Here is a 24,365-nt window from a genome sequence, read left to right as displayed (position 1 = left end):
CAGCAAGTTCGCGTCACAGCCGTTGTGGTAGCCCACGACGGCGCTTCCTGCCTGCCCCAAACCCTGGCAGCCCTGGCCCGGCAGACGAGACCCGCCGATGCCCACGTCGGGGTGGACACCGGATCGTCCGACGGGTCCGCTGACCTGCTGCGCGCGCAACTGCCCGCCGGCAGCCCGGTGGCCGCGGCTTCCCACCGCGCCGGGTTCGGCGCCGCGGTCCGGGTGGGGCTGGCCGAGCTGCCCAAGCACACCCCGGACGACGGTCCGGCCCAGGAATGGCTGTGGCTGCTCCACGATAATTCCGCCCCGGAGCCTGATGCGCTCGAGGAACTGCTGCTCGCCGTGGAAACGGCACCGTCGGTAACCATCGCCGGCTGCAAACAGGTGGACTGGAACGACCCGCGCCGGCTGGTCGACGTGGGCCTGACCGTGAGCCGCTGGGCCGAACGGCTGACCATGATCGACGTCGACGAGATGGACCAGGGCCAGTACAACGGCCGCAGCGACTTCTTTGCCGTCAACTCCGCCGGCATGCTGGTGCGCCGCGACGTCTTCGACCAGCTGGGCGGGTTCGATCCGGCCCTGCCCGGGACCGGTGACGACGTGGACCTGTGCTGGCGGAACCGGCTGGCCGGCCACCGCGTGGTGGTTGTCCCCACCGCGAGGGTTCGCCACGCCGCCCGGACCGGCGACCACGGCACCGCAAGGGCAGCCCGCAAAGCTCAGATCTATCTCCGGCTCAAGCATGCGGCCTGGTGGCAGGTGCCGTTCCTGTGGATCGGGGCCCTGCTCGGCGGGCTGTACAGCTTCCTGGCCTCGGTGGTCGCCAAGGACCCCATGCACGGGCTGCGGCAGCTGGGTGCCACCCTTGCCGCCTTGTTCCGACCCGCGGGCTTTTTCGCGTCCCGGCGGCAGGCCGCCAAGACGCGCAGGACCTCGCGGGCCATAGTGCGCCCGCTGATGGTCCCGCGGCGCGAGGTCTGGGCCTACCGGCGGTCACTGGCCGAGTCGCTGCGGCCCGAGCTCGCCGTCGGCGTCGTGGGCGACGGCTCCGGATCGGATGCCGGCGGCAGCGACCAGCCCACCGGCGGATCCGACGACTTCGCGGCCCTCGCCGCGCCCGCCCGGACCTGGGTGGGTACGGGACTCGTGGCCGCCGCCGTCGTGCTGGCCCTCGTCTCCACGGTCGGCATGTTTGACTTCTTCGGGGCGCCGGCGCTGGTGGGCGGCGGACTGCTGCCGGTCTCGGCCACCGTCGCCGAAATCTGGCACAACGCTTCGAGTTGGTGGATCTCGCTTGGCTCCGGCGTCCCCGGGCACGGCGACCCCTTTGGCTACGTGCTGGCGGTCCTGGCCGTGCTGGGTTTGGGGAACGGTTCCGCCGCCGTCCTGACGCTGGTGCTGCTGGCCATGCCGTTGGCCGCCGCCGGCGCATGGTTCGCTGCCGGGGCCTTCACACAGCGGCGCGGCCTGCGCTTCTGGGCCGCGATGTTCTGGGCGAGCGTTCCCGCGTTCCAGGTCGCGTTGGGCGCGGGCCGCCTGGGCGCGCTGATCGCCCACCTGCTGATCCCGTGGGCCGTGCTCGGCCTGCTGCGCGCCACCGGCTCCGCCGTCCAACGCGCCGACGCCAACCGGCCCCTGCTGCCGCACGAAGCCGTGCACAAGCCCGGGATCAACGGGAATCCCTCCTGGACGGCGGCGGCAGCGGCGGGACTCTGCCTGGCCGGCATCACGGCGTCGGCACCGGCGCTGCTGCCGGTGGTCGTCGTCTTCATCGCCGTCCTGATGCTGGCCTTGCGCCGCCGGGCCAAGACCGTCTGGTGGGCGCTTATCCCGCCGCTGGCACTCGCCCTGCCGATGCTCGTCGCCGGGCTGGACCAGCCGCGCGCGCTGCTGGGCGATCCCGGCCTGCCGATGGCCTTCCACGCCGCCCCGCTGTGGCAGCAGCTGATGGGCTTCCCGCTCGCCTTCGGCCCCGCCGACGGGCTGGCCGGGGCCGGGATGCTGGAGAAACTGGCCCAGGGTCCGTGGGCGCTCGCTTACGCACTCGTTGTCGCCGTGCCGGTGCTGGCGCTGGCCGTGGCCGGGGCGGTCACGGGCAAGGGTGCCGGCCGCGCACGGTTGCTCTGGCTCGGCGTGTTCCTGACCCTCGCGGCCTCCTTTGGTTCATCGCTGCTGGCCACCGCCGTCGCACCGGGAGCGGTGGTGACACCGTTCACGGGTCCCTTTGTCTCGCTGGCCCTGTTCCTGCTTTTGGGCGCGGCACTAATCGCCGGGGACCGGCTGCGGCACGACCTTGCCGCAGCCGGGCGCCCGGCCTCGGGCCTGCGGCGCACCGTGGCCGTGGCCGCCGCCGTCCTGATGGCGCTGGGCCCGGCAGCGAGCCTGGCGCACTGGCTGGTGCCCCAGTTCACCGGCTACACACCGTCCAGCGAGGCGCGGACCCTGACGGACTTCGGTACGCAGCTGAAGGTAACGCCCGGGGCCGGCCGCACGCTGCCGGCCACCTCTGCGGACAGCGGGACCGGGCCGGAACAGGCCCGTGCGCTCGTGTTGACGGCGGGAACCGGCGGCGCGGTGACCGCTGCCGTGATGCATGGCAGCGGCACCACCCTGGACCAACTCTCGGCCATTTACTCGGCGCGGGCCCTGGCCGGTCCGCTCACCGACGCCCAGGTGCGCTCCGACGACGACGCCGACGCAGAATTGCGGAACACCGTGGCGGTCATCGTTGCGGGCACCGGCGTGGATCCGCGGCCGTCCCTGGTGAGGCTCGGCGTGGACTTCGTGGTGCTGCAGGAGTCCGATACGGCGGCCGAACTGCTTGCCGGCCGGATCGACGCCGTGCCCGGACTGACCTCCGTGGGACGCACCGACTCCGGATGGCTCTGGCGGGTGGTCGGAGCGACCGGTAAGGACGGCACCGCGGCAGGCCAACTGACCGCACGGGTGCGCCTGGTCGATGCCAACGGCGACCTGCTGCAAACCGTGCCGTCCGGCTGGACCGCGGCGGCCGGGGAGATTCCCGCCGGCGAGCCCGGACGTCGGCTGATTCTGGCCGAGCGGACGGACCCGGGCTGGACCGCCACCCTGAACGGCCGGCCGCTGGAATCCTCGCAGGACGGCTGGGCCCAGGCGTTTGAGGTGCCGGCAGCAGCGGGTACGGTAAAGATCGGCTATTCGAGCCCGTGGTCGCCGTGGATCGGCATCCTCCAGGTGCTCGCCATCGGACTGACCGTCCTGCTCGCCATACCGATCCCGGCCCGGCGGCGGTTCGCGCCGCGCCGCATCGACCACATCAAGACCACCGGGGCGGATGCCGGCCCCGCGGAACTGCGCAGGGCGGCATTCGAAGACCCGGCCGACGGCGGCGCAGTTGCCCTGGCCGGAAAAGGACAGCAACGATGACCGAGAAGGGTGGCCGCGGCGAGGAGCCGCGGGCGACAGAGGCGGCGATTGGGCCAACGGCCGCTGCCGCATCCGCACCTGATGGCGTGCAGCCGGACCGGGACAGCGCGGCCGGGCCCGTGCAGCCGGAGCGGGACAGCGCGGCCGAGCCCGTGCAGCCGATCGACCGCAAGGCCGCCAAGCGTGCTGCGCGGCGGGACCGGGCACGCGATGCCGCCGCGGGCAAGCCTGCCGCACGCTCCGGCAGTTCCACCGCCGGCGCCACGCCGAAGCGCGGCCGGCGGACGCTGGGCGCCGTCTCCGGGGCGGGCCTCCTGCTGCTGACCGGAGCGGCGGTAGCCGCCGGCAGCCTGGCGGACGTGCCGGGTGCGGCCGCCGAGCGGCCGCCCGTGTCCGCTGCCGTTCCGGCCGGAGACTACACCGCTGTCTGCCCGGAGCCCCTGCGGCTGCTGGACAGCGCCGCCGAAGACACCGATCCGCAGTTCAGCCCGGTCTCCACTACGGCGCAGACCAGGGCGCGGGCCCTGGTGCTCAGCGACCTCGGCGGCAACGTCCCCGGCAGCGAGTTGACGGAACTGGGCGCGGGCACTCCGCTCGCGCGCATCGCGGAACCGACGGAAAAGTCATCCGGCGAGACCAAGATGGTGGCGTCCGTGGTGTCCGGACAGGACCTGTCCGCTCCCACCGTGCTGCGGGCCGCCCCGATGGGGGAGACCACCGCGCTGGCCGGCGCGGCGATGACTTACCGGGCCTCCGACGGCGACCTGCGCGGACTGGCCGCTGCCAACTGCATGGCACCGGCCAATGACTTCTGGCTGCTCGGCGCGTCCACCACCGTTGGAACCACGTCCGTGCTGAAACTGCACAACAGTTCCCAGACACCCTCCTCGGTAGACCTCGAACTGGTCTCGTCCGAGGGGCAGGTCCAGGCTGCCGGCACCCGCGGGCTGCTGGTCGCTCCCGGGGAGTCACGCTCCATCGTGCTGGCGGGAGTGGCCGCAAACCAGGAATCCCTGGCCGTGCGCGTACAGTCCTCCGGCGGCCCGGTGACCGGCTTCATCCAGCAAAGCGTCCTGCGCCAGCTGACCCCCGGCGGCGTCGAGTTGCTGCAGGCGTCGGCCCCGGCCGGCACGCGGCAGGTGGTCACGGGAATTACCGTCCAGGACCAGAAACCGGCACGGGCCATCCGGGACCAGGACGGTTATGAGGACGCGGCGCCGGCGCTGGACGTGGCGGTGCCCGGCGTGACCGACGCGGTCTTGGAAGTGCGCGTCTTCGGTTCCGACGGCCCGGTCAGCCTCCCGGGCGGCGGCGTCGTCACCGCGGCGGCCGGGAGCGTCACCAGGGTGCCGCTGGAGTCGTTGCCGGCCGGCACGTATTCCGTCGAAATCAGCGCCGACGTGTCCATCGCTGCCGCCGCGCGGGTCAGCAGGGGAACCGAGGCGGGCGAACCGGTGGACTTCGGCTGGTCACCCGCGACCGGCCGCCTCGGCAGCAATCATCTGGCGGTCGTGCCGGGCGGTGTCAGCTCCCGCATGGCCTTCAGCGCGCCGTCGGGGGACGCCCGGGTGGAAATCACGCCGGTGGATCCGAAGGGCAAACTGGGGGAGAAGCAGGCGGTGACCGTGCCCGCCGGAACCACCGTGACCCTTGATCCCCGGGCAGACGGCGCCGACGCTGCGGCCCTGTTGATCAGCGCGTCCGGCGAAGCCGTCTACGGCGCCCAGGTCCTGACCGACGGCGGTGCTCCCGACGTTGCGGTCCTGCCGGTGCCCGCCGGCACCCAGGCGCAGACCGCGGTGCCGGTCGATATCGGGTACTAGGGAAGAAGCGGCGCCGGGACCGGAACGCCGGTCAGGGGCGGGTCCGGCCGTAGCCGGGGTCAACCGCTTCCGGGGCCATGTTCAGCAGCTGCGCGGTCTGCTCCACTACCACATCGTGAATGAGCTCCGGCAGTTCGGCCCGCAGCCGGGCGGCCGCCTGGACCGGCTGCCGGAAGACGGTCACCACGGCCGGGCGGCCCGGCGCGGCCGGCGTGAAGCTGCCCAGGGGCGCGGCCTGGCCGCGGGCGAGCAGCTCTTCGAGTCGGGGCGGAATGTCCTCGACCACGAATTGGGCTGCTTCGACCCGCTCCCCCCAGAAGTACGCCAGCCGCTCGGCGGACTCCGCGACCCACGCCTCGAACTGTTCGGACCTGGTCAGATGCCCGGGCAGGTTGGCGGGTAGCAGGTCGCCGCGCAGCCCGCGGCCGCGGCGGTTCCGGCGTCGTGCGGCAAACGGACGGCGCCAGCCACCGCCGTCGCTGTCCAGCGAGAGGGTCAGTAATGGTCCGTTTTCCATATACCGACTTTAAGCCCGGGGACCGGAATAAGGCACCCGGGCCCCGCGGCGGTGCGCCGAAGCGTCCCGCGGCGTCAACGCGACCCGGCCCCGGCAGCGTCGCTCCGGAGCACCCGGCAGCGGTGCGACGTCCGGCGGGCGGCGTCCGGCGGGCCGCGTCCGCGCGACCCGATTGTGACCTAATCTTTGACCACCGGCCCGCGCCGGTGGTCGGGAAGGAGGGAGGCCCGGAGTAGGATGCATTCTCGTGGGATCCATTCGTCAATGTTCACGCTCGGCCTGTCAGCGGTCGGCCATCGCTACTTTGACGTACGTGTATGCCGATTCCACCGCCGTGCTGGGCCCGCTGGCAACCTATGCCGAGCCCCACTGCTACGACCTGTGTGCCGAGCACGCCGAACGGCTGACCGTGCCCCGCGGCTGGGAAGTCATGCGGCTGGCCCTGCCCGAGCAGGCGCCGGTCCCCAACCCCGACGACCTGTTGGCCCTGGCCGACGCCGTGCGGGAGGCGGCCCGCACTCCCGAGGTGCCCGACGAGGCGCCCCAGCCGCGCGGCCAGCGCGAGCCGTTGGAACCGCCCGCGGGCGCGGCGGGCACCCGGCGCGGGCACCTGCGCATTCTGCGCGGACAACCCTAGGGCGATACGCTGGGAGACGGGCAGCGCGCCGTGCCGGCAACCTGCCGTCCGCGGCGAAGCCCCGCGCCGCCGGCCGCCGGAAGCGGACGCAGCCGAAGCTGCTGGAGATCAAAGGACACCATCGCATGGCACATCTGACCCCCGAACTGCTGGCGGTTTTGCGCTGCCCGGCTACCGGTTCATCACTGGTCCAGGAGGGCGACGAACTGCTCTCGACCGGCCGCACCGCCGCCGGAGACCGGCTGCACTACCGGATCGAAGACGGCATCCCGGTGCTGCTGCCGCAGACCGCCCCCGCCGGCGGCGCCCTTGATTCAACCAACGACGGCGCCGCTGCCTCCCCCAACGACGGCCCCGCTGACCACGCTTAGGAGCATTACTGTGACGTTCGATTACAAGGTCAAGGACCTCTCGCTGGCAGCCGCCGGCCGCCACCAGATCCGCCTGGCGGAGCACGAGATGCCGGGCCTGATGGCCCTGCGCGCAGAATTCGGCGAGGCCCAGCCCCTGGCCGGCGCCAGGATTGCCGGTTCCCTGCACATGACGGTGCAGACCGCGGTCCTGATCGAAACGCTGACCGCGCTCGGAGCGGAGGTCCGCTGGGCCTCCTGCAACATCTTCTCCACCCAGGACGAGGCCGCCGCAGCCGTCGTGGTGGGCAACGGCACGCCGGAGGAACCGCAGGGCGTTCCGGTCTTCGCCTGGAAGGGGGAAACACTCGAAGAGTACTGGTGGACGGCCGAGCAGATCCTGACCTGGCCCGGCGCCGACGAAAACCCCGAGCTGGGACCGAACATGATCCTGGACGACGGCGGCGACGCCACGCTGCTGCTGCACAAGGGCGTGGAATTCGAGGCCGCCGGCGCCGTCCCCTCGGCCACCGCGGAGGACCCGCACGAGTACACGATCATCCTGGACGTGCTGCGCGCCTCGCTGGCCAAGGACCCGCAGAAGTTCACCCGGGTCGCCGCCGGCATCCGCGGCGTCACTGAGGAAACCACCACCGGCGTGCACCGGCTCTACCAGCTGGCGGAGCAGGGCCAGTTGCTGTTCCCGGCGATCAACGTCAACGACGCAGTGACCAAGTCCAAGTTCGACAACAAGTACGGCATCCGCCATTCGCTGCCCGACGGCATCAACCGGGCCACCGACGTTCTGATGGGCGGCAAGACGGCGGTTGTGTGCGGCTACGGCGACGTCGGCAAGGGCGCGGCCGAGGCGCTGCGCGGCCAGGGCGCCCGCGTCGTCGTCACCGAGATCGACCCGATCTGCGCCCTGCAGGCCGCGATGGACGGCTACCAGGTCACCACCCTGGACAAAGTGGTGGGCGAGGGCCACATCTTCATCACCACCACCGGCAACAAGGACGTCATCATGGCGTCCGACATGGTGAAGATGCGCGACAAGGCCATCGTGGGCAACATCGGCCACTTCGACAACGAAATCGACATGGCGGGCCTGGCCGGCGTCGAGGGCGTACAGAAGGTGGAGATCAAGCCGCAGGTGCACGAATGGGTCTTCGATGCCGGGCTGGCGACCGAGCGCTCCATCATCGTGCTCTCCGAGGGACGGCTGCTGAACCTGGGCAACGCCACCGGGCACCCTTCGTTCGTCATGAGCAACTCGTTCGCCAACCAGACCATCGCGCAGATCGAGCTGTTCACCAAGCACGGCAAACCGGCCGAGGGTTCGGCCACCGGCGAGCCCGAGTACGCCAACCAGGTCTACGTGCTGCCGAAGGTGCTCGACGAGAAGGTCGCCCGGCTGCACCTGGACGCGCTCGGCGTCGAACTCACCGAACTGACCAAGGAACAGGCCGAGTACCTGGGCGTGGACGCCGCCGGCCCGTACAAGCCGGACCACTACCGCTACTGATCCAGACCGGGAGGCCGACGGCGGGCGTACGTCCCGCCGTTAGCCGTCCGGTTGAATGGTTACCGGATTGTTGGGCGGGCTCGCCCGCAATAACCCGTCCCTTCGGCGCCACCCGCCCTACGATGGAGGCAGGGTGCTGTTGTGCCCTGCAGCGGCGGTTACCCGCCGCGGGGGTCTCGTGAGTTGGGTTGGGATGACTGAGGAAAAAAAGAAGCGCAAGGGCCTTAAGATCGCCCTGCTGTGCATCGTCGGAGTGCTGGTGGCAGCCGCCGCGGCCGTCACTGCAGCAACCATGGCGTCGCCCACGTTCGCAGGCCAAATGGGACGGGTGTTCGCCGCCGCCCCGGCCGAGCGGCAGGGCTTCTCCGCGCCGGTCGTCAAGGCGATGTCGGTCGGTGTCACCCCGGCAGACAAAGCCGTGGAGGTTAACCCCGCCACCGTGGCCACCATTACCGCCAAGAACGCCTCCATCAAGGACGTGGCGTTGGCGCCGGCACAGGGCGGCGAACCGATCGCCGGGGAGCTGTCCGCAGACGGCAGCGTCTGGAAGGCAACGGAACGCCTGGACTTCCTGACCGAATACGAGTTCAGCTACACCCTGGTGGACCGCGCCGGCACCGAGACCGCGAAGCAGCAAAGCTTCACCACCGTGCTCGCTCCCAACCAGGCCGACGGCTGGATGTACCCGCTGGACGGGCAAAGCGTGGGCATCGCCCAGCCGCTGGAGTTCAACTTCAGCGAACCCGTGCTCAACAAGGAAGCGGTGGAGGAGGCCATCTCCATCACCACCTCCGCCGGGCAGAAGGGCGAGTTTTACTGGTATTCGGACACCAAGGCCCGCTTCCGCGCGGAAAGATACTGGGAGCCGAACAGCACCGTGACCGTGGACATGAAACTGTTCGGCGTGGAGTTCGGCAACAACATGATCGGCATGAACGACGAGAAGATCACCGTCAACATCCTCGATGACCGCCGGGCGATCGTGGACAACAAGACCAAGACCATGAAGATCTACGTGGGCGGCGACTTGGCCAAGACCTTCCCGGTGACGCTGGGCGACCCGAACTGGCCGTCCAGCAAGGGCATCCACCCGATCATGGACATGCATGAATCGCTGCCGTTCAACCCGCGCAGCATCGGGCTCAAACCGGGAGACCCGGACTGGTACGAGCCGTTCGACGCCAAGTACGCCAGCCGGCTGAGCAACAGCGGCGAGTTCGTCCACACCACCCTGGACCCCTCCGCCCTGGGCGTGCGCAACATTTCCCACGGTTGCGTGGGCATGTCCGAAGCCGGCGCCCGGTACTTCTACGAGACCATGCGGACCGGGGACATCGTGGATATCCGCAATACCGACGGCGGGTTCCTGGACCCGACGGACGGTTTCGGGGACTGGAACGTGGACTGGAAGACCTGGACGTCGCAGGACAAGGGGTAGCCGTCGCGCGGCCGGCACGGTAGCGGCGCGGACCGCGCGGCCGCGATTAGTCCCGGAAGGGCAGCGAATGCAGCCGGGCGCCACGCCGGGCGGCGCGCTCCTGCAGTCGGGACAGCCGGACGAAGTCGCGTTCGCGCCGTTCGGCCATCACGGCCAGCAGGTACATTTCCGGCGGCGTCCCGGCCGGCGGCGGGGGAGAGACATAGCCGGACGCCTCGTTGGCCAGGGCCGTGGCCAACCGGGCGCGGGAGGCCGGAATCATCTTGGGCGCCTGCGAGAGGAACTGGATAATCCGCCGGGCCAGCGGCTCCGGCAGCCGCCCCATGTCGGCGAGCTTCACCCAGGGGGCCAGCTGCGGGGGGATTTCCGGCAGGATCTTCGGCGCGACCGCGACGCGTTCCCGCATGCTGTAGGTGCCCGCCAGCAGGTCGCCGAGCCGCTTGGACCTGTCATTGAACAGGGCCACCATGAAGGCCACCGAACCGAGCAGGATGTACAGTTCGAAGACCGCCACGAGGCCGCGGATGAGCGCATGCCGGAACCGGATGGCACCGCCGTCGTCGCGCACGATCCGCAGGCCCATGACCCAGCGGCCCAGCGACTTGCCGCGGGTAAGGGTCTCGACGGCGATGGGCACCCCGACCAGGAAGAACAGCACCACGGCGATGACCAGCGCCCGGGCGGCCGCGGCGTCGAACCCGACCTCGAGGGTCTCCGCCAGCAGCACGAAGGCGGCGATCAGCAGGATCACGTTGGCCACCACGTCGATGATCGAGCTCAGCGCCCGGACGCCGAACGACGCCGGCCGCAGTTCCAGCACTACCGCCTCGCCGGTGATGACGTTGCTCATCGGATCCCTTTCCCGGGCGGCCTGTGCCGCGCCCGGTTCCACTCTATCGATCCGGGGCGGCGGGCCGGGCGGCGCCCCGGATCTTCCGCGCGCGGCGGCTAGGCTAGGAGCGTGGATATCGATGCCTTCGCCGCGGTGCATGAGCACGATTGGCAGCGGCTGGACGAACTGAGCGCCAAACGCAGGCTCACCGGCGCCGAGGCGGATGAACTGCTCGTGCTCTACCGGCGCACGTCAACCCACCTGTCGATGATCCGGTCGGTGGCCGCCGAGGGCCAGCTGTCGGCGGCCCTCTCCACCCGCCTGTCGCGCGCCCGGACCCGGTTCACGGGGGCCCGCTCCAACTTCGCCCGGGACGTGGCGGAGTTCTTCGTGTTGTCGCTGCCGGCCGCGTTCTACCGCCTGCGCTGGCTGACCGTGGCCATCGGCGCCCTCTTCGTCCTGGTCGCCTGGCTGTTCGGCGCCTGGGTGGCGGGAACCCCCGAGGTCATCAAAGCGATGGGCTCCGACGAGAACATCCGGCAGTACGTGGAAGAGGACTTCGTCAATTACTACTCGGAAAATCCCAACGCCTCCTTCGCCGGCATGGTGTGGACCAACAACGCCTGGATCGCCGCGCAGGCGGTTGCCTTCGGAGTGACCGGACTGTGGGTGCCGTACATCCTGTTCATGAACGCCCAGGGGGTGGGCATGGCCGGCGGGATGATGGCCGCCTACGACCGGCTGGACGTCTTCTTCCTCTACATCCTGCCGCACGGGCTGATGGAGATCACCGCCATCTTCATCGCCGGGGCGGCCGGACTGCGGATTTTCTGGTCCTGGGTCTCGCCCGGCCGGCTCACCCGCACCGCCTCGCTGGCCCGGGAAGGCAGGTCGCTGATTACCGTCGCCCTGGGACTGGTCCTCGTCCTCCTGATCTCCGGCCTGGTCGAGGGCTTCGTGACCCCCAGCCAGTTGCCGGACTGGCTGCGCCTGGGCATCGGTGTGCTGGTGCTGGCCGCCTACTGGATCTATACCCTCGTGGTGGGCCGGCGGGCCTACCTGGCCGGGGAGCGCGGCGATCTGGGCCGGTTCGACGCCGGCGAGGCCGCCGCCACCGGGTAGCTGCCGTCCGGGCAAGCGACGGGGCAGGCAGCCGGCGGGGCAGGCAGGCGACGGCCGGGCGGGCCGCCCCCGGGGTGGCAACCGTGAAGCGCCGCCGGCCGGCGGTAGTCTCATAGGCAGATAGGCCAGCGGCACAGAAAGAGGCGACGGACGTGGCAGTCGAAGACGTGAAATCCGGCGGAGACGAACGCAGGGCACGGACAGCGCCGGGAGAAGCCCCTGGCGCTGAACCGGAGCGCGCCCCCGCGCCTCCGGTCCCTGCCGTCAACGGCCGGTTCCGGGACGGCGCCAACCCGCTGCCCATGCGCCGGCCCAGCCGGCTGCCGGATTTGAGTGCCGTGGCGACCGGCCTCGGCACCGAGCGCGACGGGGGTGCCCCGAACAGCGCCGGAACGCGGCCCCGGAGCGACGGGTCCACGCAGCCCGACGCCGGGGCGCGGGCCGCCGGAGGAGCGGGCGCTGCCGCCGAAGCCGCCCGGGTCGGAGCCCCCGTGCCTGCCGGCCGAGCCGCCGGTGGCCCCGCGGCCGGACGGCCGGATCCGGCCGGAGCAGCAGACGCCGCACCCGGCGACGGCCGCCGGGGGACCGGCACGGCCGCCGCTGCCGACCAGGGCCCGGCGGCCCCGAAGCCGCTGCCGGCGCGCCCGCCCATGCCGCCCGGTGGCACGACCGCAGCCGCGGCCGGCAGCGACGCCCACCCAGCGACCGGTGCGCTCTCGGTACGCCCGCCGCGCTCCGAGGTTGTCCGGCGCACGACCGAGCGCGACGAGGCAATGAACGCCAAGCCGCTGGCCGGACGGATCCTGCAGGTTGTCCTGGCGGTGCTGTTCCCGCCGCTGCTGATCATCGGTGCTATCCGGCTGGTGGCCACGCCGTTGTTCCTCTGGGCGGAATACCACCGCCCCGGGTTCCCGGCCGACAGCTTCGGCTTCAGCACGGAGGAACGGATGACCTACGGCTCCTATGCGGTGGACTACCTGCTGAATTTCGCCGGCCCGCGATACCTGGGAGACCTCTCCGGCCCCCACGGCGGCAGCCTGTTTTTGGACTCCGAGGTCAGCCACATGGCCGACGTGAAGGGCGTGTTCCTCGCGACCATGCTTGCCGGGGCGGCCATGCTGCTGCTGGCCGTCGTCGCAGTGGTCTACCTGGCGCGCCGCTACCACGGGGGGATCCGGCGCGGCCTGTTCGCCGGTTCCGCCGCGACACTGATCCTGGTCCTGCTGCTGGGCGTCCTGGGGGCGCTCAACTGGCAGCAGTTCTTCACCGAGTTCCACCGGATCTTCTTCGCCGACGGCACCTGGACCTTCTTCGTGGACGACACCCTGATCCGCCTGTTCCCGGCCCAGTTCTGGATGGACGCCGGAATCGTCATTGCCCTGCTGGTGCTGATGGTCTCCTCGCTGGTGCTGGCGCTGACCTGGCCGACCCGCGCCCGGCGGAACCGGAGCGCCGCCGCCGCCGAAGAACAGCGCCGCCGGCACGAACTGCTGCTCGCACGCGAGCAGGACTAGGCGGCGGCTGCCGGCCAGGGCCTAGCGGTACAGGGAATCGATCTCGCCGGCGAAGTCTTCCAGCACGGTGACGCGCTTGAGCTTCAGTGACGGCGTCAGGTGCCCGGAGGCCTCGGTGAGGTCCTGTCCGAGGACCGCGAACTTCCGGATCTGCTCCGCCCGCGAAACCAGCTGGTTGGCCTGGTCCACGGCCTGCTGCAGCTCGGCCAGGACCGCCGGGTCTTCGGCGGCCTCGGCCAGGCCGACCGGCCCGCGGCCGGCCGACGAAAGCCAGCCGGCCAGGCCCTCTTCGTCCAGGGACACCAACGCCCCGACGAACGGGCGTCCCTCGCCGACCACCACCGCCTGGGACACCAGCCGGTGTTCGCGCAGCGCGTCCTCCAGCGGACCCGGAGCGACATTCTTGCCGCCCGCCGTTACCAGCAGCTCCTTTTTCCTGCCGGTGATGGTGAGGTAGCCGTCGTCGTCCAACGTCCCGACGTCCCCCGTGCACAAGAAGCCGTCCCGAAAGTACTCGGCATTGGCGTCGTCGTTATTGTGGTAGCCGCGGGTGATGCCGATGCCCTTGATCAGGACCTCGCCGTCGTCGGCGATTCTGATGGTGGTGCCGGGCAACGGCAGTCCCACGGTGCCGATCCGGTTGGCGCCGGGCAGGTTTACCGCCGCAGGGGCAGTGGATTCGGTGAGCCCGTAGCCTTCCAGGACCGGCACGCCGATGCCGGTGAAGAAGTGCGCGAGCTTTGGATTCAATGCGGAAGCGCCGGAGACGGTGTACTCCACGTGCCCGCCGAACGCCGCGCGCAGCTTCCCGTAGACGAGCCTGTCGAACACGGCATGCCGGGCCTTGAGCGCCAGCCCTGGCCCGGCGCCGGTGCCGCGTGCCTGCGCATCCCGTGCCCGGGAGTAGGCGACCGCTGTCTGCGCCGCGGCGTCGAAGATCCTGCCCTTGCCGCCGTCGTGCGCTTTCTGCCGGGCGGAGGCGTAGACCTTTTCGAACACGCGCGGAACCACCAGCAGGAAGGTGGGCTGGTAGGTGCGCAGGTCCTCGATCAACTCCGCCATGCTGGACGTGTGGCCCATCTTCACTCCGGCGGTCAGGCAGATCACCTGCACGGCCCGGGCCAGCACGTGGGCAAGCGGCAGGAACATCAGCGACTTCGCGTCCGGGCGCTTGAGGATGTCCGCCAGGAACTCCACGGTGTTGACCGCAAGTTCCGCGAAGTTGCCATGCGTGATGATGCAGCCGCGCGGCCGGCCGGTGGTGCCCGAGGTGTAGACCAGCGAGGCCGCGTCCTGCATGCCCCGGGAGGTCCGGCGCAGTTCAAGTTCCTCGTCGGTGACCGCGGTTCCGCGGGCCTCCAGCTCAGCCAGCCCCTCGGCCTTCCCGTCCAGTTGCCAGACCGGAAGCGCGGCCGGCAGCCCGGACATGGCGTGGCGCACCACGGCGGCCTTGGCTGCGTCCTCGGCGAACACCAGCTTCGCCGCCGAGTCCTGCAGGATCCACTGCACCTGGTGCGGGGACGAGGTCTCGTAGATGGGAACCACCACCGCACCGGCGAACCAGCCGGCCAGGTCCACAACCGTCCACTCGAACCGGGTCTTGGACATCACGGCAATGGTGTCTCCGGCTTCGATGCCGGAGGCCATCAGGCCCTTCGCCACGGCGCTGACCTGGGCCAGGAGTTCGGCGGCCGGAACATCGGACCAGGCGCCGTTGCGCTTGACCGCATAGAGCGCCCGCTGCGGGTCGCGCTGATGCTGGGCCACCAGGATGTCCGTCAGGTTCGACCCGGCCGGCATCGCTGCCAGCACTTCGGTTACTGCTTCGCGCACGTCGTGCCCACTTTCTGAATCCGGTAAAAGTCGTGTTGTCTTGCCTGCATCAAATCCAACTTGGCATCCACATCCGCCAGCGCCACTGGTCGTAGCCGATCATCTCTGCGGTCCACACCGGCAGGAAGAATGCCGACACCGCGAGTGCGGCCGCCACGAAGAGCCCGACCACCAGCACGCCTTGGCGCCGGCGCCACGGCGGATCCGTCGCCCGGCCCAGCGCCAGCCCGAGCACGTAGGTCAGGGCCAGGACCAGGAACGGCTGGAAGGCGATCGCGTAGAAGAAGAACGTGGTCCGGTCGGGGTAGAGGAACCAGGGCAGGTAACCGGCCGCGACTCCCGCCAGAATCGCCCCTGCCCGCCAGTCCCGCCGCCCGGCCCAATAGAAGAGCAGCACCAGCAGCGAGGCGGCCGCGGCCCACCAGATGAGCGGGTTGCCGACCACCGTGACCGCCTCGGAACAGCGGGTGGCCGCCTCGCACCCGCCCTGGCCGGCTTCTTCGGCATGGTAGTAGAACGACGTCGGGCGGCCCATGAACAACCAGGTCCAGGCATTGGATTCGTACGGGTGCTCGGAATCCAGGCCGTTGTGGAAGGTGTAGGCGCTGCGGTGATACTCGGCCAGCGAGCGCAGCCAGTCCGGCAGCCACCCCCAGGCCGCGGACGGGTTCGACGCCGCCCAGTTGCGGTCGTAGGCATCGTCGGAGCGCAGCCAGCCGGTCCAGGCCGCCAGATAGGTCACCGCCGCGGCCGGAATCATGGTGAAGAACGCCGGCACCCCGTCCCTGATCACGCCGGCGCAAAACCACTCCCTGATCCCCGCGGCACGCCGGGCGCCAAGGTCCCAAAACACGCACATCAGGCCAAACACCGCGACGAACGCCAGCGCCGACCACTTGGTGCCCACGGCCAGCCCGAGGCAGACCCCCGCAACCAGCCGCCACGGCCGCCAGAGCACCCAGGGACCGTACAGCAGCCGCGAAGGGGGCGGCACCCCGGAGGGACCAGCCTGCCGGGCGATTTTCGCGGCCAGCCGCCGTCGCCCGTCGAAGCGGTCCAGCAGCAGCGCGCCGAAGGCGGCGACCACCCAGAACATGAGGAAGACGTCCAGCAAAGCCGTCCGGGAGTGGACCAGATGGTGCCCGTCGATGGCCGTCAGCAAACCGGCGACCCCGCCCAGCGCCGGCGACTTGAACAACGCCTGTGCGATCAGGGCGATCATCAGGATGGACAGCGTGCCGGTGAGTGCGGCGCCGAAACGCCAGCCGAAACCGTTGTCGGAACCAAAAAGCCACATGCCGGCGGCGATCATCCACTTGCCCACCGGCGGGTGCACCACATATTCGGGGGTATCGAGGAGGACGTCCGGATTGCCCGCATTGAAGGAGTCGTTGGCGTCCTTGGGCCATTCGCGTTCGTAGCCGGATTGCAGGTAGGAGTAGGCGTCCTTGACGTAGTAGGTTTCGTCGAACACCAGCGAACCCGGTTCACCCAGGCGGTAGAAACGCAAAACCCCGCCGAGGACGGCCGTGAGTACGGGGAGCAGCCACGCCCAAGGCCCGAACCGGGCCGGAAGACCGAGCAGTCGGCGGCGCAGCACCGCCTCGCTGAACGCCCGTCCCGGCGATTCCAGCCAGCCGTGGCGGGGGGCAACCGCCGCCGGCTGAGGCGTGGTTCGGGTCACGGCCATTATGTTACCGGCCGGTAGGTGCAGGGGTGCGCGGCGCCACAGGCCGGGACGTCGGCTGCCGGACGGCGGTCCTCGCTGCAGTGGGGCACATACCGACTCTATATAAGGCGCCGGTGAAAGAGGGCAACGCCGCAGGTAGGGTTGTCCATGTGAATGAGCAGGAACGGGGCGTCCCGGCAGGGGGACAGCCAGGACAGATCGTGTTGGCCGGAACGCCGATCGGCAACGTCGGGGACGCCTCCCCGCGGCTGGTCGAGCTGCTCCAGACGGCCGATGTAGTCGCTGCCGAAGACACCCGCCGCCTGCACAAACTCCTGCAGCGGCTGGGTATCACGGCCGCCGGCCGGATCATCAGCTACCACGAACACAACGAGGCGACCCGTACCGCAGACCTGCTGGAGCTGGTCCGTGCCGGCAGCACGCTGGTGATGGTGACCGACGCCGGCATGCCGGCCGTCTCGGATCCCGGTTTCCGGCTGGTGGAGGCGGCCGTGGCGGAGGGCCTGCTGGTCACTGCCGTGCCCGGGCCGTCGGCCGTGCTCACGGCGCTGGCGCTGTCCGGCTTGCCCACCGACCGCTTCACCTTCGAGGGCTTCCTGCCCCGCAAGCAGGGGGAGCGCGCCGCGCGGCTGGCGGAGCTCGCCGCCGAGCGCCGGACCATGGTCTTCTTCGAGGCGCCGCACCGGCTGGCGGCCATGCTGCGGGCCCTCGACGCCGGATTCGGCCCGGGCCGGCGGGCGTCGGTCTGCCGGGAGCTGACCAAGCTGCATGAAGAAGTGCTGCGCGGTACGGTCCGGGAACTGCTGGAGTGGGCCGAAAGCCATGAGGTCCGGGGCGAAATCGCCGTGGTGGTTGCCGGCGCGACGGAAACAGCGCCCGAACAGCCCGAAGACCACGTGGACGGCGTCAACGCGCTGGTGACGCAGGGTGCCCGGCTAAAGGACGCCGTCGCCGCCGTCGCGGCCGATGCCAGGGTGAGCAAACGCGAGCTCTACGCCGCGGTCCTGGCCGCCCGTGCTCCCGGCGGGCGCTGACTCTCAGCGAAGCGGGTGCCGCCGGATGTCCTGGATGTCGTCATCTGCACGCTCTGTGACCCTCACCCGGCCGCCGGATTGGTATTGTCGATCTGCACAGTAGGTGCCGTGGAACGTAGTGCACCCTCGCATTTACACCCGTGAAGCGGAGCACCTACCGTGAAGGAAAACGGGCAACTGCGCCCACGGACACAATCCCGAACACTTGGAGGCACCGCCATGGCTGAAACCGCAGCCCGCGAAGCAGAACTGCTCGCCAAAGTACCCACCGGCCTGCTGATCAACGGCGAATGGCGCGACGCATCCGACGGCGGGACCTTTGACGTTCACGACCCCGCCACCGGCAAGGTGCTGGCCACCCTGGCCTCGGCCACCAGCGAGGACGCGCTCGCCGCCCTCGACGCCGCCGACAGCGCGCAGGCCGCCTGGGCCCGCACGGCTCCGCGCCAGCGCGCCGAGATCCTGCGCCGCGCCTTCGAGCTGGTGACCGAGCGCTCGGAGGATTTCGCCCTCCTGATGACCATGGAGATGGGCAAGCCGCTGGCCGAATCCCGCGGCGAAGTGGCCTACGGTGCCGAATTCCTGCGCTGGTTCTCGGAGGAGGCCGTCCGCGACTACGGCCGCTACCTGACCACGCCGGAGGGCAAGAACAAGATCCTGGTCCAGCGCAAGCCGGTCGGCCCCTGCCTGTTGATCACCCCGTGGAACTTCCCGCTCGCCATGGCCACCCGCAAGGTCGGTCCCGCGGTAGCCGCCGGCTGCACCATGGTGCTCAAGCCTGCCAAGCTCACCCCGCTGACCAGCCAGCTCTTCGCCCAGACCATGATCGAGGCCGGCCTCCCGGCAGGCGTGCTGAACGTGGTCTCCTCCAAGAGCGCTTCCGGCATCTCCGGGCCGCTGATGCAGGACTCCCGCCTGCGCAAGGTTTCCTTCACCGGCTCCACGCCGGTGGGCAAGCAGCTGCTCAAGGACGCGGCGGACAACGTCCTGCGGACCTCGATGGAGCTCGGCGGGAACGCCCCGTTCATCGTCTTCGAAGACGCCGACCTGGATAAAGCCGTCGACGGCGCCATGGCGGCCAAGATGCGCAACATGGGCGAGGCCTGCACGGCCGCCAACCGCTTCCTGGTCCAGGCCTCCGTGGCCGAGGAATTCACCACCAAGTTTGCGAACGCCATGAAGGCCCTCAAGCCGGGCCGCGGCACCGAAGCGGACACCACGGTGGGCCCGCTGATCGACGGCGGCGCCCGTGACGACGTGCATGCCCTGGTGACCGCGGCGGTGGAAGCCGGAGCGTCCGTCAGCACCGGCGGCGGGCCGGTGGAAGGCGACGGCTACTTCTACCAGCCGACCGTGCTGTCCAACGTTCCGAACGACGCCGATATCCTGCAGAGCGAGATCTTCGGCCCGGTTGCCCCGGTGACCACGTTCGAAACCGAAGAGCAGGCCATCGCCCTGGCCAATGCCACCGAGTACGGCCTTGCCTCCTACATCTACTCGCGCGATGTGAACCGCATGTTCCGCGTCTCCGAGCAGATCGAGTTCGGCCTGGTCGGCTACAACGCCGGCGTGATCTCCAACGCCGCCGCCCCGTTCGGCGGAGTGAAGCAGTCCGGCATGGGCCGCGAAGGCGGCGCGGAGGGCCTGGACGAGTACACCACGGTCCAGTACATCGGCATCGCGGATCCCTACGCCCGGTAATTCCGATCCGTCGGCCGGCCGTCCCCCAGGGGCGGCCGGCGGCGGAACAGCGACGCCGGCCACAACAGCCCGGCCAGGCGGCGCCGCCATCCGGCCCGCTCCAGGAGCCTGTCCCTGACGGTTTCCACATCGGACCACCGTGCGGCGCCGGCGCCGCCCGGGGGCGGCGCCTCCGGAGCCGCATACGCGGCCCGCTCATAGCCAGCCCGCAGCCGCGCCAGGGCAACGGAAGACTTCCCGGTGACCACGCCGGCGTCGTCGAGGCGTTGCTGGAAGGCCCGCGGTGTTTCCGTTGCCGCGGCCGGCCAGCCGAGGTCTTCCGCGGTATCCACGGCTTCCGCCCAGGTGACCAGGGCGGCACCCCCGCCGCCCCCGGCCATCGCTGCCCGGCGCCAGCCGGTCCGGCGCCGGCGCAGCACCAGCGGCAACAGGAGGACGGCCAGCACCAGGGCCGCGGCCGCCGCCGACCACAGCCGTTGCGAGAGCATGTCTTCCTCCGCCAGGCCGGAGGAGCCGGAGGCAGTGGAATCCCGGGGAGTGTCGGTGGCGGCCGGCGGCGGCCCCGCGGGCCTGAGCGGGTCGTCGTTGGGAAGCACCGGGCCGCCGGCGGGTCCGGTCTGGGCGTAGGCCGGCAACACTCCCCGCGACGGCGTGGGCTCGAAGGCGACCCAGCCGATTCCATTGAAAAAGAGTTCTGGCCAGGAATGCGCGTCCCGGGAATCGATCTCGAACTCCTCCAGCTCCCTGCCGGTATCGTCTTCAAGGACCGCACCGGTGGGACGCCCGGGCGCATAGCCGACCGCCATCCGGCTGGGAATGCCCGCGATCCTGGCCATGATCGCCATCGTGGCGGCGTAGTGGATGCAGTAGCCGGACTTTTCCTCCAGGAATGAGGCCACGACCTCGAAACCGCTCTGGTCGTAGCCGCCGTCGACCGGAGCCTGTTCCGAGTACACGAATCCGGACGTCCGCAGGTACGTCTGGATGGCCATGGCCTGTTCGTACGGATTCTCCAAACCCGCCAGCACGGTCGCCGTGGTGTCTGCAATGATGTCCGGCATGTCCTCCGGTAGCTCGGAGAAGACAGGATCGACGACGGGGTTGTTCGACGGTTCCGATGCCCGCAGCGCTTCCCTGGTCAGCGCCGGCCTGACGCTGCGCACCTCGTACTCCTGGTTGGCGGTGGTGGTGCCGGACTCGCCGCGGATGTTGAGGGTGCGGGGATCCCAGCTCCACGTGCCGCGGACGCCCGTGACCCGCGCCGGAGCGTAGGGGGCCAGCAGCCAGGGGCTGGTGAAGGATGCCGTACTGATCCTCGTGGTGGTCACCTCGCCGTCTGTCAACAGGTTCCGCACGCTGGGCACCTCGAGTTCATCGATGCCGGTGCGGCGGTGGCCGTCGAAGTCGCTCGGGCTCCAGCGGGCGCCGGTCAGGTTTTCCAGCGTGACCGAGCGCAGATAGAGCGGTTCCCCGGCATCCGTGGCGTAGGTCATCCTCCCGAAGGCCCCGGGCCGCCGGAGGTTGTCGCCCAGGCTCACCACCGGGTTGAGGCCCGTCGGCGCGCCCCAATTGAGCCTCGAGCCCTCCGGGAACAATCCGGACGTGAAGCCCGGGATGGCCAGCGGGAGCACCAGCGAAACCGCGAGACCGGCCGCCGCTATGCTCACGGCGCGGCGGATCTGCTCAACGGAGGCCAGCCGACCCCTGCCGCTGCCGCCGGCGGCAAGCCACTGCGCGCAGCCCAGTACCAGCAGGTAACCCGCCGCGGCGGCCAGGAAACCCGCCGCTCCGATACTGTTCGGCTTGATGATGGCTGGAACGATGGCCAGGCCCAGCAGGCCCAGGCCGCTGATGGCCGGCATCTGCAGCGGGACGGCCAGCGTATCCACGAGCAGGGCGATCAGCCCCACACCAACGCAGGCCGCCAGCGCGATGCCGTCGTTGACCAGCACCGGAGCGACCTGCGACACAACGGTGTCCCGGGCTTCCTCCAACATGGGATCAAGGGCAGCGAACGTGCCGGGCCCGGGGATCACGCCCAGGAGACCGGTCGGCGCCAGGAACATCGCCGTGACCGACATGACCAGGCCTGCCAGTCCCAGCAGCGCCCCGGCCAGCGGCGACCAGTCCAGCCGGCGGGCCAGCCCCGTGCCCGCCTCGGTGCAACAGACAGTCACGGCGGCTTGGAACAGCCAACTCCAGCCCTCCAGAACCCCGTGCAGGCTGGCGGCCGTGAGCAGGACGGCGAGTGCGACGGCGGCGCTCATCAACCATGGCGCGACGCCGGGGGAGGGCGGCCGCCCGCCGCTCCGGCCGGGTGTGTCCGGGCCGCGGAGTTCCGCCTGCTTGTCGACCGTGAGGGTCACGTGACCGCTCCTGTTCCCACCGGATCGATCCGGCCGACCAGGTCGAAGTGCGCCCAGGCCGCCGGCAGCGAGGCCTTGGGGCTGACCGCCACGGTCCGCCAGCCGCCCGCACGCAACACGTCCATCGTCGCCCGGGCCTGTTGCGGCCGGTCGGTGACGATCAGGGCGAAGGCGTGGGAGCCGAATTCGGCGGCCGGGGCCAGCAGGCGCGCTTCGCCGGCGCTGATCTGGCCCAGGACCGCGACCAACGGCCCCTTGTACTTATGTGCCGCAAGTTTGTCCATCAGCCGGTCCCCGAACGCCGGTTCTCCCGGATGCCGGTCGGACTTCCGGTGGTCTTCGGCCAGCCCCAACGCGGCCAGCCCCTCGGCGAGGTCCTGGTAGCCCGCGGGCCCGTCGAATTGCTCTTGGCCGGGCGACGGGGCCGAGGGGGACTCCAGGACTGCCGCCCGGGCATGGACGTCCAGGAACCGGACGGTGTAGTTGCGCTGCAGGAAGTCGTTGGCGGCCGAGGCCACAGCAGTCACGGCCCACTCGAAGGAGGGCGAGGTGTGCAGCAGGTCCCCGTGCGGGTCGGTGCCATCGCCGAAGGACGGCAGCAGTCCCGTGCCGTAGGCCGCGGCCCGGCGGTCCAGCACGATGGTCGCCTGCGGCGTGGTCACCGATTCCTCCTGGCGGACCATGAGCTCGCCGTGACGGGCCGTCGCCGCCCAGTGGACCCGGCGCATCGGATCGCCGTAGCGGTATTCGCGGGTCATCACGTCGTCGTCGCTGGGATTGGCCTGCCGCCGGGTGCTCGCCGTGCCGTCCGAACCCCGGGCGCCGGTTAGCGAGGTGGCCGGCAGTTCCACGGGGGACGGGGGCACCACCAACGCGCTGGTTTCGCCCAGCTGATGCCGGTGGTTGGCCAGCCCGAACGGGTCGGAAAAATCCGCCGTCACCGGCCCGATGGCGAACATCCCGCGCTTGCTGGATCGGAGCTTGTACTCATACACGCTCGCCCCGGAGCGGGACGGGTGCCGCGCCGGGAAGCGGAAGGACGGGGCCTTGCCGAAGCGCAGCGGCAGCTGCTCTTCCATGTACACCAGCCCCGTCAGGCCCCCGTTGCGGCGCACCGACAACCGGACCTGGACCACGAGGCCGGTTTCGACGGCCGCGGGCCGGAACTTCCGCTCCACCGTGAATTGCGGCTTGAGGAGCACCATCGCCGCCGCGGCCAGCAGCGGCAGGCCAATCAGGAACACCGCCAGGGTCAGCAGGTCCCTGCGGCCCAGGATCTGCGCCAGCAGCAGCGCCAGCACGCCAGCCGCCAGCACGCCCCACCCGCGCAGGGTGACATACCTGGTGGGGAGCCAGCCGAACGCGTCCATGGCCGTCAGGAAGAGGCGCGGCGGGATTCGCCGCCCACGGGAACCTTGGCCAGCACGGACGCCACCACGCTGGAGGCGTCTTCGCCGGCCGTCATCGCCTTGCGGTCAAGGATCAAACGATGCGCCAGCACGGCCTCGGCAACGGAGGCCACATCGTCGGGCAGGACGAAGTCGCGGCCGTCCAGGGCCGCCGTCGCCTTCGCCGCGCGCAGCAGCTGGAGCATGGCCCGCGGGCTGGCTCCCAGCCGCAGGTGCGGGTGTTCGCGGGTGCCCCGCCCGATGTTGACCGTGTATTCCTTCACCGCCGGCGAAACGTAGACATCACGGACCATGGCCATCATGCTGCGTACCTCGCCCACCGTGACGACCGGGCGGACGCCCTCCAGCGGCGAGACGGACTGGTGGGTCTCCAGCATTTCCATCTCGGCGCGGGGATCCGGGTAGCCCATCGAGATCCGGGCCATGAAACGGTCGCGCTGGGCCTCCGGCAGCGGGTAGGTGCCCTCCATCTCGATCGGATTCTGGGTGGCGATCACCATGAAAGGCGTATCCAGCGGATAGGTGTTTCCGTCCACCGTGACCTGGTGTTCCTCCATGCACTCGAGCAACGCCGACTGGGTCTTGGCCGAGGCACGGTTGATCTCGTCGCCGATGACGATGTTGGCGAACACCGGTCCGGGGCGGAATTCGAACCGGTGCATGTCCTGGTTGTAGATGGAAACACCGGTGACGTCGGAGGGCAGCAGGTCCGGCGTGAATTGGATCCGGTGCACGCTGCAGTCGATGGTCTTGGCCAGCGTCTTCGCCAGCATGGTCTTGCCGACGCCGGGCACATCCTCCAGCAGCAGGTGCCCCTGGGCCAACAGCACCGTCAGCGCCAGCCGTGCCGCCTCCGACTTGCCGTCGATGACGGTCTCGATCGCGGCCCTGATCCGGCCGCAGGCGTCGTGGAACTCGGTCAGCGCGAGGCCCTCACCGGCCTCGAGGCCCTCACCCGGCCCCGAACCCGCTGGATCGGAGTGGACGGTCCCGGCCTCTGCCATGTGCTGCTGCGTGTCCATGAAGTACCTTCCGGTGTGCCTTCCCCGAGGGCCGGTTGATCCAACCCTACTTGCTGGCTGTGTGATGCGGTAGACACGCGGACCCCGCCTGGCGGGCCCGCCTCCCTTCACGGCGGAATCGGACCCGGCGCTTCAGTAGGCTGG

17 protein-coding genes are annotated in these 24,365 nt (G+C 70.3%); 10 read left to right on the top strand and 7 right to left on the bottom strand.

Annotated features, from left to right (window positions below; genetic code table 11):
- Positions 1-24 precede the first annotated feature (24 nt).
- On the top strand, positions 25-3,408 hold the full coding sequence (locus AC5RVV_RS11055) for a glycosyltransferase (protein WP_494001444.1): 3,384 nt from the start codon (positions 25-27) through the stop codon (positions 3,406-3,408).
- Positions 3,405-5,231, top strand: coding sequence for a DUF5719 family protein (locus tag AC5RVV_RS11050; RefSeq protein WP_494001443.1), 1,827 nt, complete (start codon positions 3,405-3,407; stop codon positions 5,229-5,231). The genes AC5RVV_RS11055 and AC5RVV_RS11050 overlap by 4 nt, the downstream gene beginning before the upstream one ends.
- A 31-nt stretch (positions 5,232-5,262) precedes the next feature.
- Here AC5RVV_RS11050 and AC5RVV_RS11045 read toward each other — a convergent pair whose 3' ends face one another.
- Positions 5,263-5,748 carry a metallopeptidase family protein gene (locus AC5RVV_RS11045; protein WP_494001442.1) on the bottom strand — a complete coding sequence of 162 codons (486 nt, stop codon included), beginning with the start codon at positions 5,746-5,748 and terminating at the stop codon, positions 5,263-5,265.
- Positions 5,749-5,995: 247 nt separating this feature from the next.
- Between AC5RVV_RS11045 and AC5RVV_RS11040 the strand changes: the two genes are divergently transcribed.
- The 4 genes from AC5RVV_RS11040 (at position 5,996) to AC5RVV_RS11025 (ending at position 9,698) form a co-directional block, all read left to right on the top strand.
- Positions 5,996-6,385 carry a DUF3499 domain-containing protein gene (locus AC5RVV_RS11040; RefSeq protein WP_494001441.1) on the top strand — a complete coding sequence of 130 codons (390 nt, stop codon included), beginning with the start codon at positions 5,996-5,998 and terminating at the stop codon, positions 6,383-6,385.
- Positions 6,386-6,510: 125 nt separating this feature from the next.
- Positions 6,511-6,756, top strand: a complete 246-nt coding sequence (locus tag AC5RVV_RS11035; protein ID WP_494001440.1) for a Trm112 family protein — start codon at positions 6,511-6,513, stop codon at positions 6,754-6,756.
- Between the two features lie 10 nt (positions 6,757-6,766).
- Positions 6,767-8,260, top strand: coding sequence for an adenosylhomocysteinase (ahcY, locus tag AC5RVV_RS11030; protein WP_494001439.1), 1,494 nt, complete (start codon positions 6,767-6,769; stop codon positions 8,258-8,260).
- Positions 8,261-8,453: 193 nt separating this feature from the next.
- Positions 8,454-9,698: a L,D-transpeptidase gene (locus tag AC5RVV_RS11025; protein ID WP_494001438.1), complete on the top strand. Its 1,245-nt coding sequence runs from the start codon at positions 8,454-8,456 to the stop codon at positions 9,696-9,698.
- A 46-nt stretch (positions 9,699-9,744) separates the two neighbouring features.
- On the opposite strand, the gene AC5RVV_RS11020 is transcribed toward AC5RVV_RS11025, so the two are convergent.
- Positions 9,745-10,548, bottom strand: coding sequence for an RDD family protein (locus tag AC5RVV_RS11020; protein WP_494001437.1), 804 nt, complete (start codon positions 10,546-10,548; stop codon positions 9,745-9,747).
- Between the two features lie 111 nt (positions 10,549-10,659).
- On the opposite strand from AC5RVV_RS11020, the gene AC5RVV_RS11015 reads away from it, so the two are divergent.
- Both AC5RVV_RS11015 and AC5RVV_RS11010 read left to right on the top strand, forming a co-directional pair.
- Positions 10,660-11,652 carry a stage II sporulation protein M gene (locus AC5RVV_RS11015; RefSeq protein WP_494001436.1) on the top strand — a complete coding sequence of 331 codons (993 nt, stop codon included), beginning with the start codon at positions 10,660-10,662 and terminating at the stop codon, positions 11,650-11,652.
- Between the two features lie 152 nt (positions 11,653-11,804).
- Positions 11,805-13,166 carry a TIGR01906 family membrane protein gene (locus AC5RVV_RS11010; RefSeq protein ID WP_494001435.1) on the top strand — a complete coding sequence of 454 codons (1,362 nt, stop codon included), beginning with the start codon at positions 11,805-11,807 and terminating at the stop codon, positions 13,164-13,166.
- Positions 13,167-13,187: 21 nt separating this feature from the next.
- On the opposite strand, the gene AC5RVV_RS11005 is transcribed toward AC5RVV_RS11010, so the two are convergent.
- Together AC5RVV_RS11005 and AC5RVV_RS11000 are read right to left on the bottom strand one after the other, a co-directional pair.
- Entirely contained in the window at positions 13,188-14,999 is a 1,812-nt protein-coding gene (locus AC5RVV_RS11005; RefSeq protein ID WP_494001434.1) for an AMP-dependent synthetase/ligase, read from the bottom strand.
- A 49-nt stretch (positions 15,000-15,048) separates the two neighbouring features.
- Complete coding sequence (locus AC5RVV_RS11000) at positions 15,049-16,689, bottom strand: dolichyl-phosphate-mannose--protein mannosyltransferase (RefSeq protein ID WP_494001433.1); 1,641 nt, start codon at positions 16,687-16,689, stop codon at positions 15,049-15,051.
- A gap of 149 nt (positions 16,690-16,838) precedes the next feature.
- Here AC5RVV_RS11000 and rsmI point away from each other — a divergent pair, with 149 nt between their 5' ends.
- On the top strand, positions 16,839-17,723 hold the full coding sequence (gene rsmI / locus AC5RVV_RS10995; protein ID WP_494001432.1) for a 16S rRNA (cytidine(1402)-2'-O)-methyltransferase: 885 nt from the start codon (positions 16,839-16,841) through the stop codon (positions 17,721-17,723).
- 219 nt (positions 17,724-17,942) lie between these two features.
- Positions 17,943-19,424 (top strand): NAD-dependent succinate-semialdehyde dehydrogenase, encoded by a 1,482-nt coding sequence (locus AC5RVV_RS10990; protein WP_494001431.1) that lies wholly within the window; start codon positions 17,943-17,945, stop codon positions 19,422-19,424.
- Here the strand turns inward: AC5RVV_RS10990 and AC5RVV_RS10985 are convergent.
- The 3 genes from AC5RVV_RS10985 to AC5RVV_RS10975 are packed head-to-tail and all read right to left on the bottom strand — an operon-like array spanning position 19,412 to position 24,221.
- On the bottom strand, positions 19,412-21,790 hold the full coding sequence (locus AC5RVV_RS10985) for a transglutaminase TgpA family protein (protein WP_494001430.1): 2,379 nt from the start codon (positions 21,788-21,790) through the stop codon (positions 19,412-19,414). The two genes, AC5RVV_RS10990 and AC5RVV_RS10985, sit on opposite strands and share 13 nt — an antisense overlap.
- Positions 21,787-23,160, bottom strand: coding sequence for a DUF58 domain-containing protein (locus AC5RVV_RS10980; RefSeq protein ID WP_494001429.1), 1,374 nt, complete (start codon positions 23,158-23,160; stop codon positions 21,787-21,789). The genes AC5RVV_RS10985 and AC5RVV_RS10980 overlap by 4 nt, the downstream gene beginning before the upstream one ends.
- Before the next feature lie 5 nt (positions 23,161-23,165).
- Positions 23,166-24,221, bottom strand: coding sequence for an AAA family ATPase (locus AC5RVV_RS10975; RefSeq protein ID WP_494001428.1), 1,056 nt, complete (start codon positions 24,219-24,221; stop codon positions 23,166-23,168).
- Positions 24,222-24,365 lie beyond the last annotated feature (144 nt).

This window comes from Arthrobacter sp. MDT2-34-1 (assembly GCF_059091365.1).
Note: the sequence above shows the minus strand (reverse complement) of the source record. Positions and strands in the feature narration are given on the sequence as shown.

What these genes read in the sequence shown, in the direction of transcription:
- AC5RVV_RS11050 (WP_494001443.1), top strand. Translation starts at nt 3,405, where the DNA reads ATGACCGAGAAGGGTGGCCGCGGCGAGGAGCCGCGGGCGACAGAGGCG.
- AC5RVV_RS11045 (WP_494001442.1), bottom strand. Translation starts at nt 5,748, where the DNA reads ATGGAAAACGGACCATTACTGACCCTCTCGCTGGACAGCGACGGCGGT.
- AC5RVV_RS11035 (WP_494001440.1), top strand. Translation starts at nt 6,511, where the DNA reads ATGGCACATCTGACCCCCGAACTGCTGGCGGTTTTGCGCTGCCCGGCT.
- AC5RVV_RS11025 (WP_494001438.1), top strand. Translation starts at nt 8,454, where the DNA reads ATGACTGAGGAAAAAAAGAAGCGCAAGGGCCTTAAGATCGCCCTGCTG.
- AC5RVV_RS11020 (WP_494001437.1), bottom strand. Translation starts at nt 10,548, where the DNA reads ATGAGCAACGTCATCACCGGCGAGGCGGTAGTGCTGGAACTGCGGCCG.
- AC5RVV_RS11000 (WP_494001433.1), bottom strand. Translation starts at nt 16,689, where the DNA reads ATGGCCGTGACCCGAACCACGCCTCAGCCGGCGGCGGTTGCCCCCCGC.
- AC5RVV_RS10990 (WP_494001431.1), top strand. Translation starts at nt 17,943, where the DNA reads ATGGCTGAAACCGCAGCCCGCGAAGCAGAACTGCTCGCCAAAGTACCC.
- AC5RVV_RS10980 (WP_494001429.1), bottom strand. Translation starts at nt 23,160, where the DNA reads ATGGACGCGTTCGGCTGGCTCCCCACCAGGTATGTCACCCTGCGCGGG.
- AC5RVV_RS10975 (WP_494001428.1), bottom strand. Translation starts at nt 24,221, where the DNA reads ATGGACACGCAGCAGCACATGGCAGAGGCCGGGACCGTCCACTCCGAT.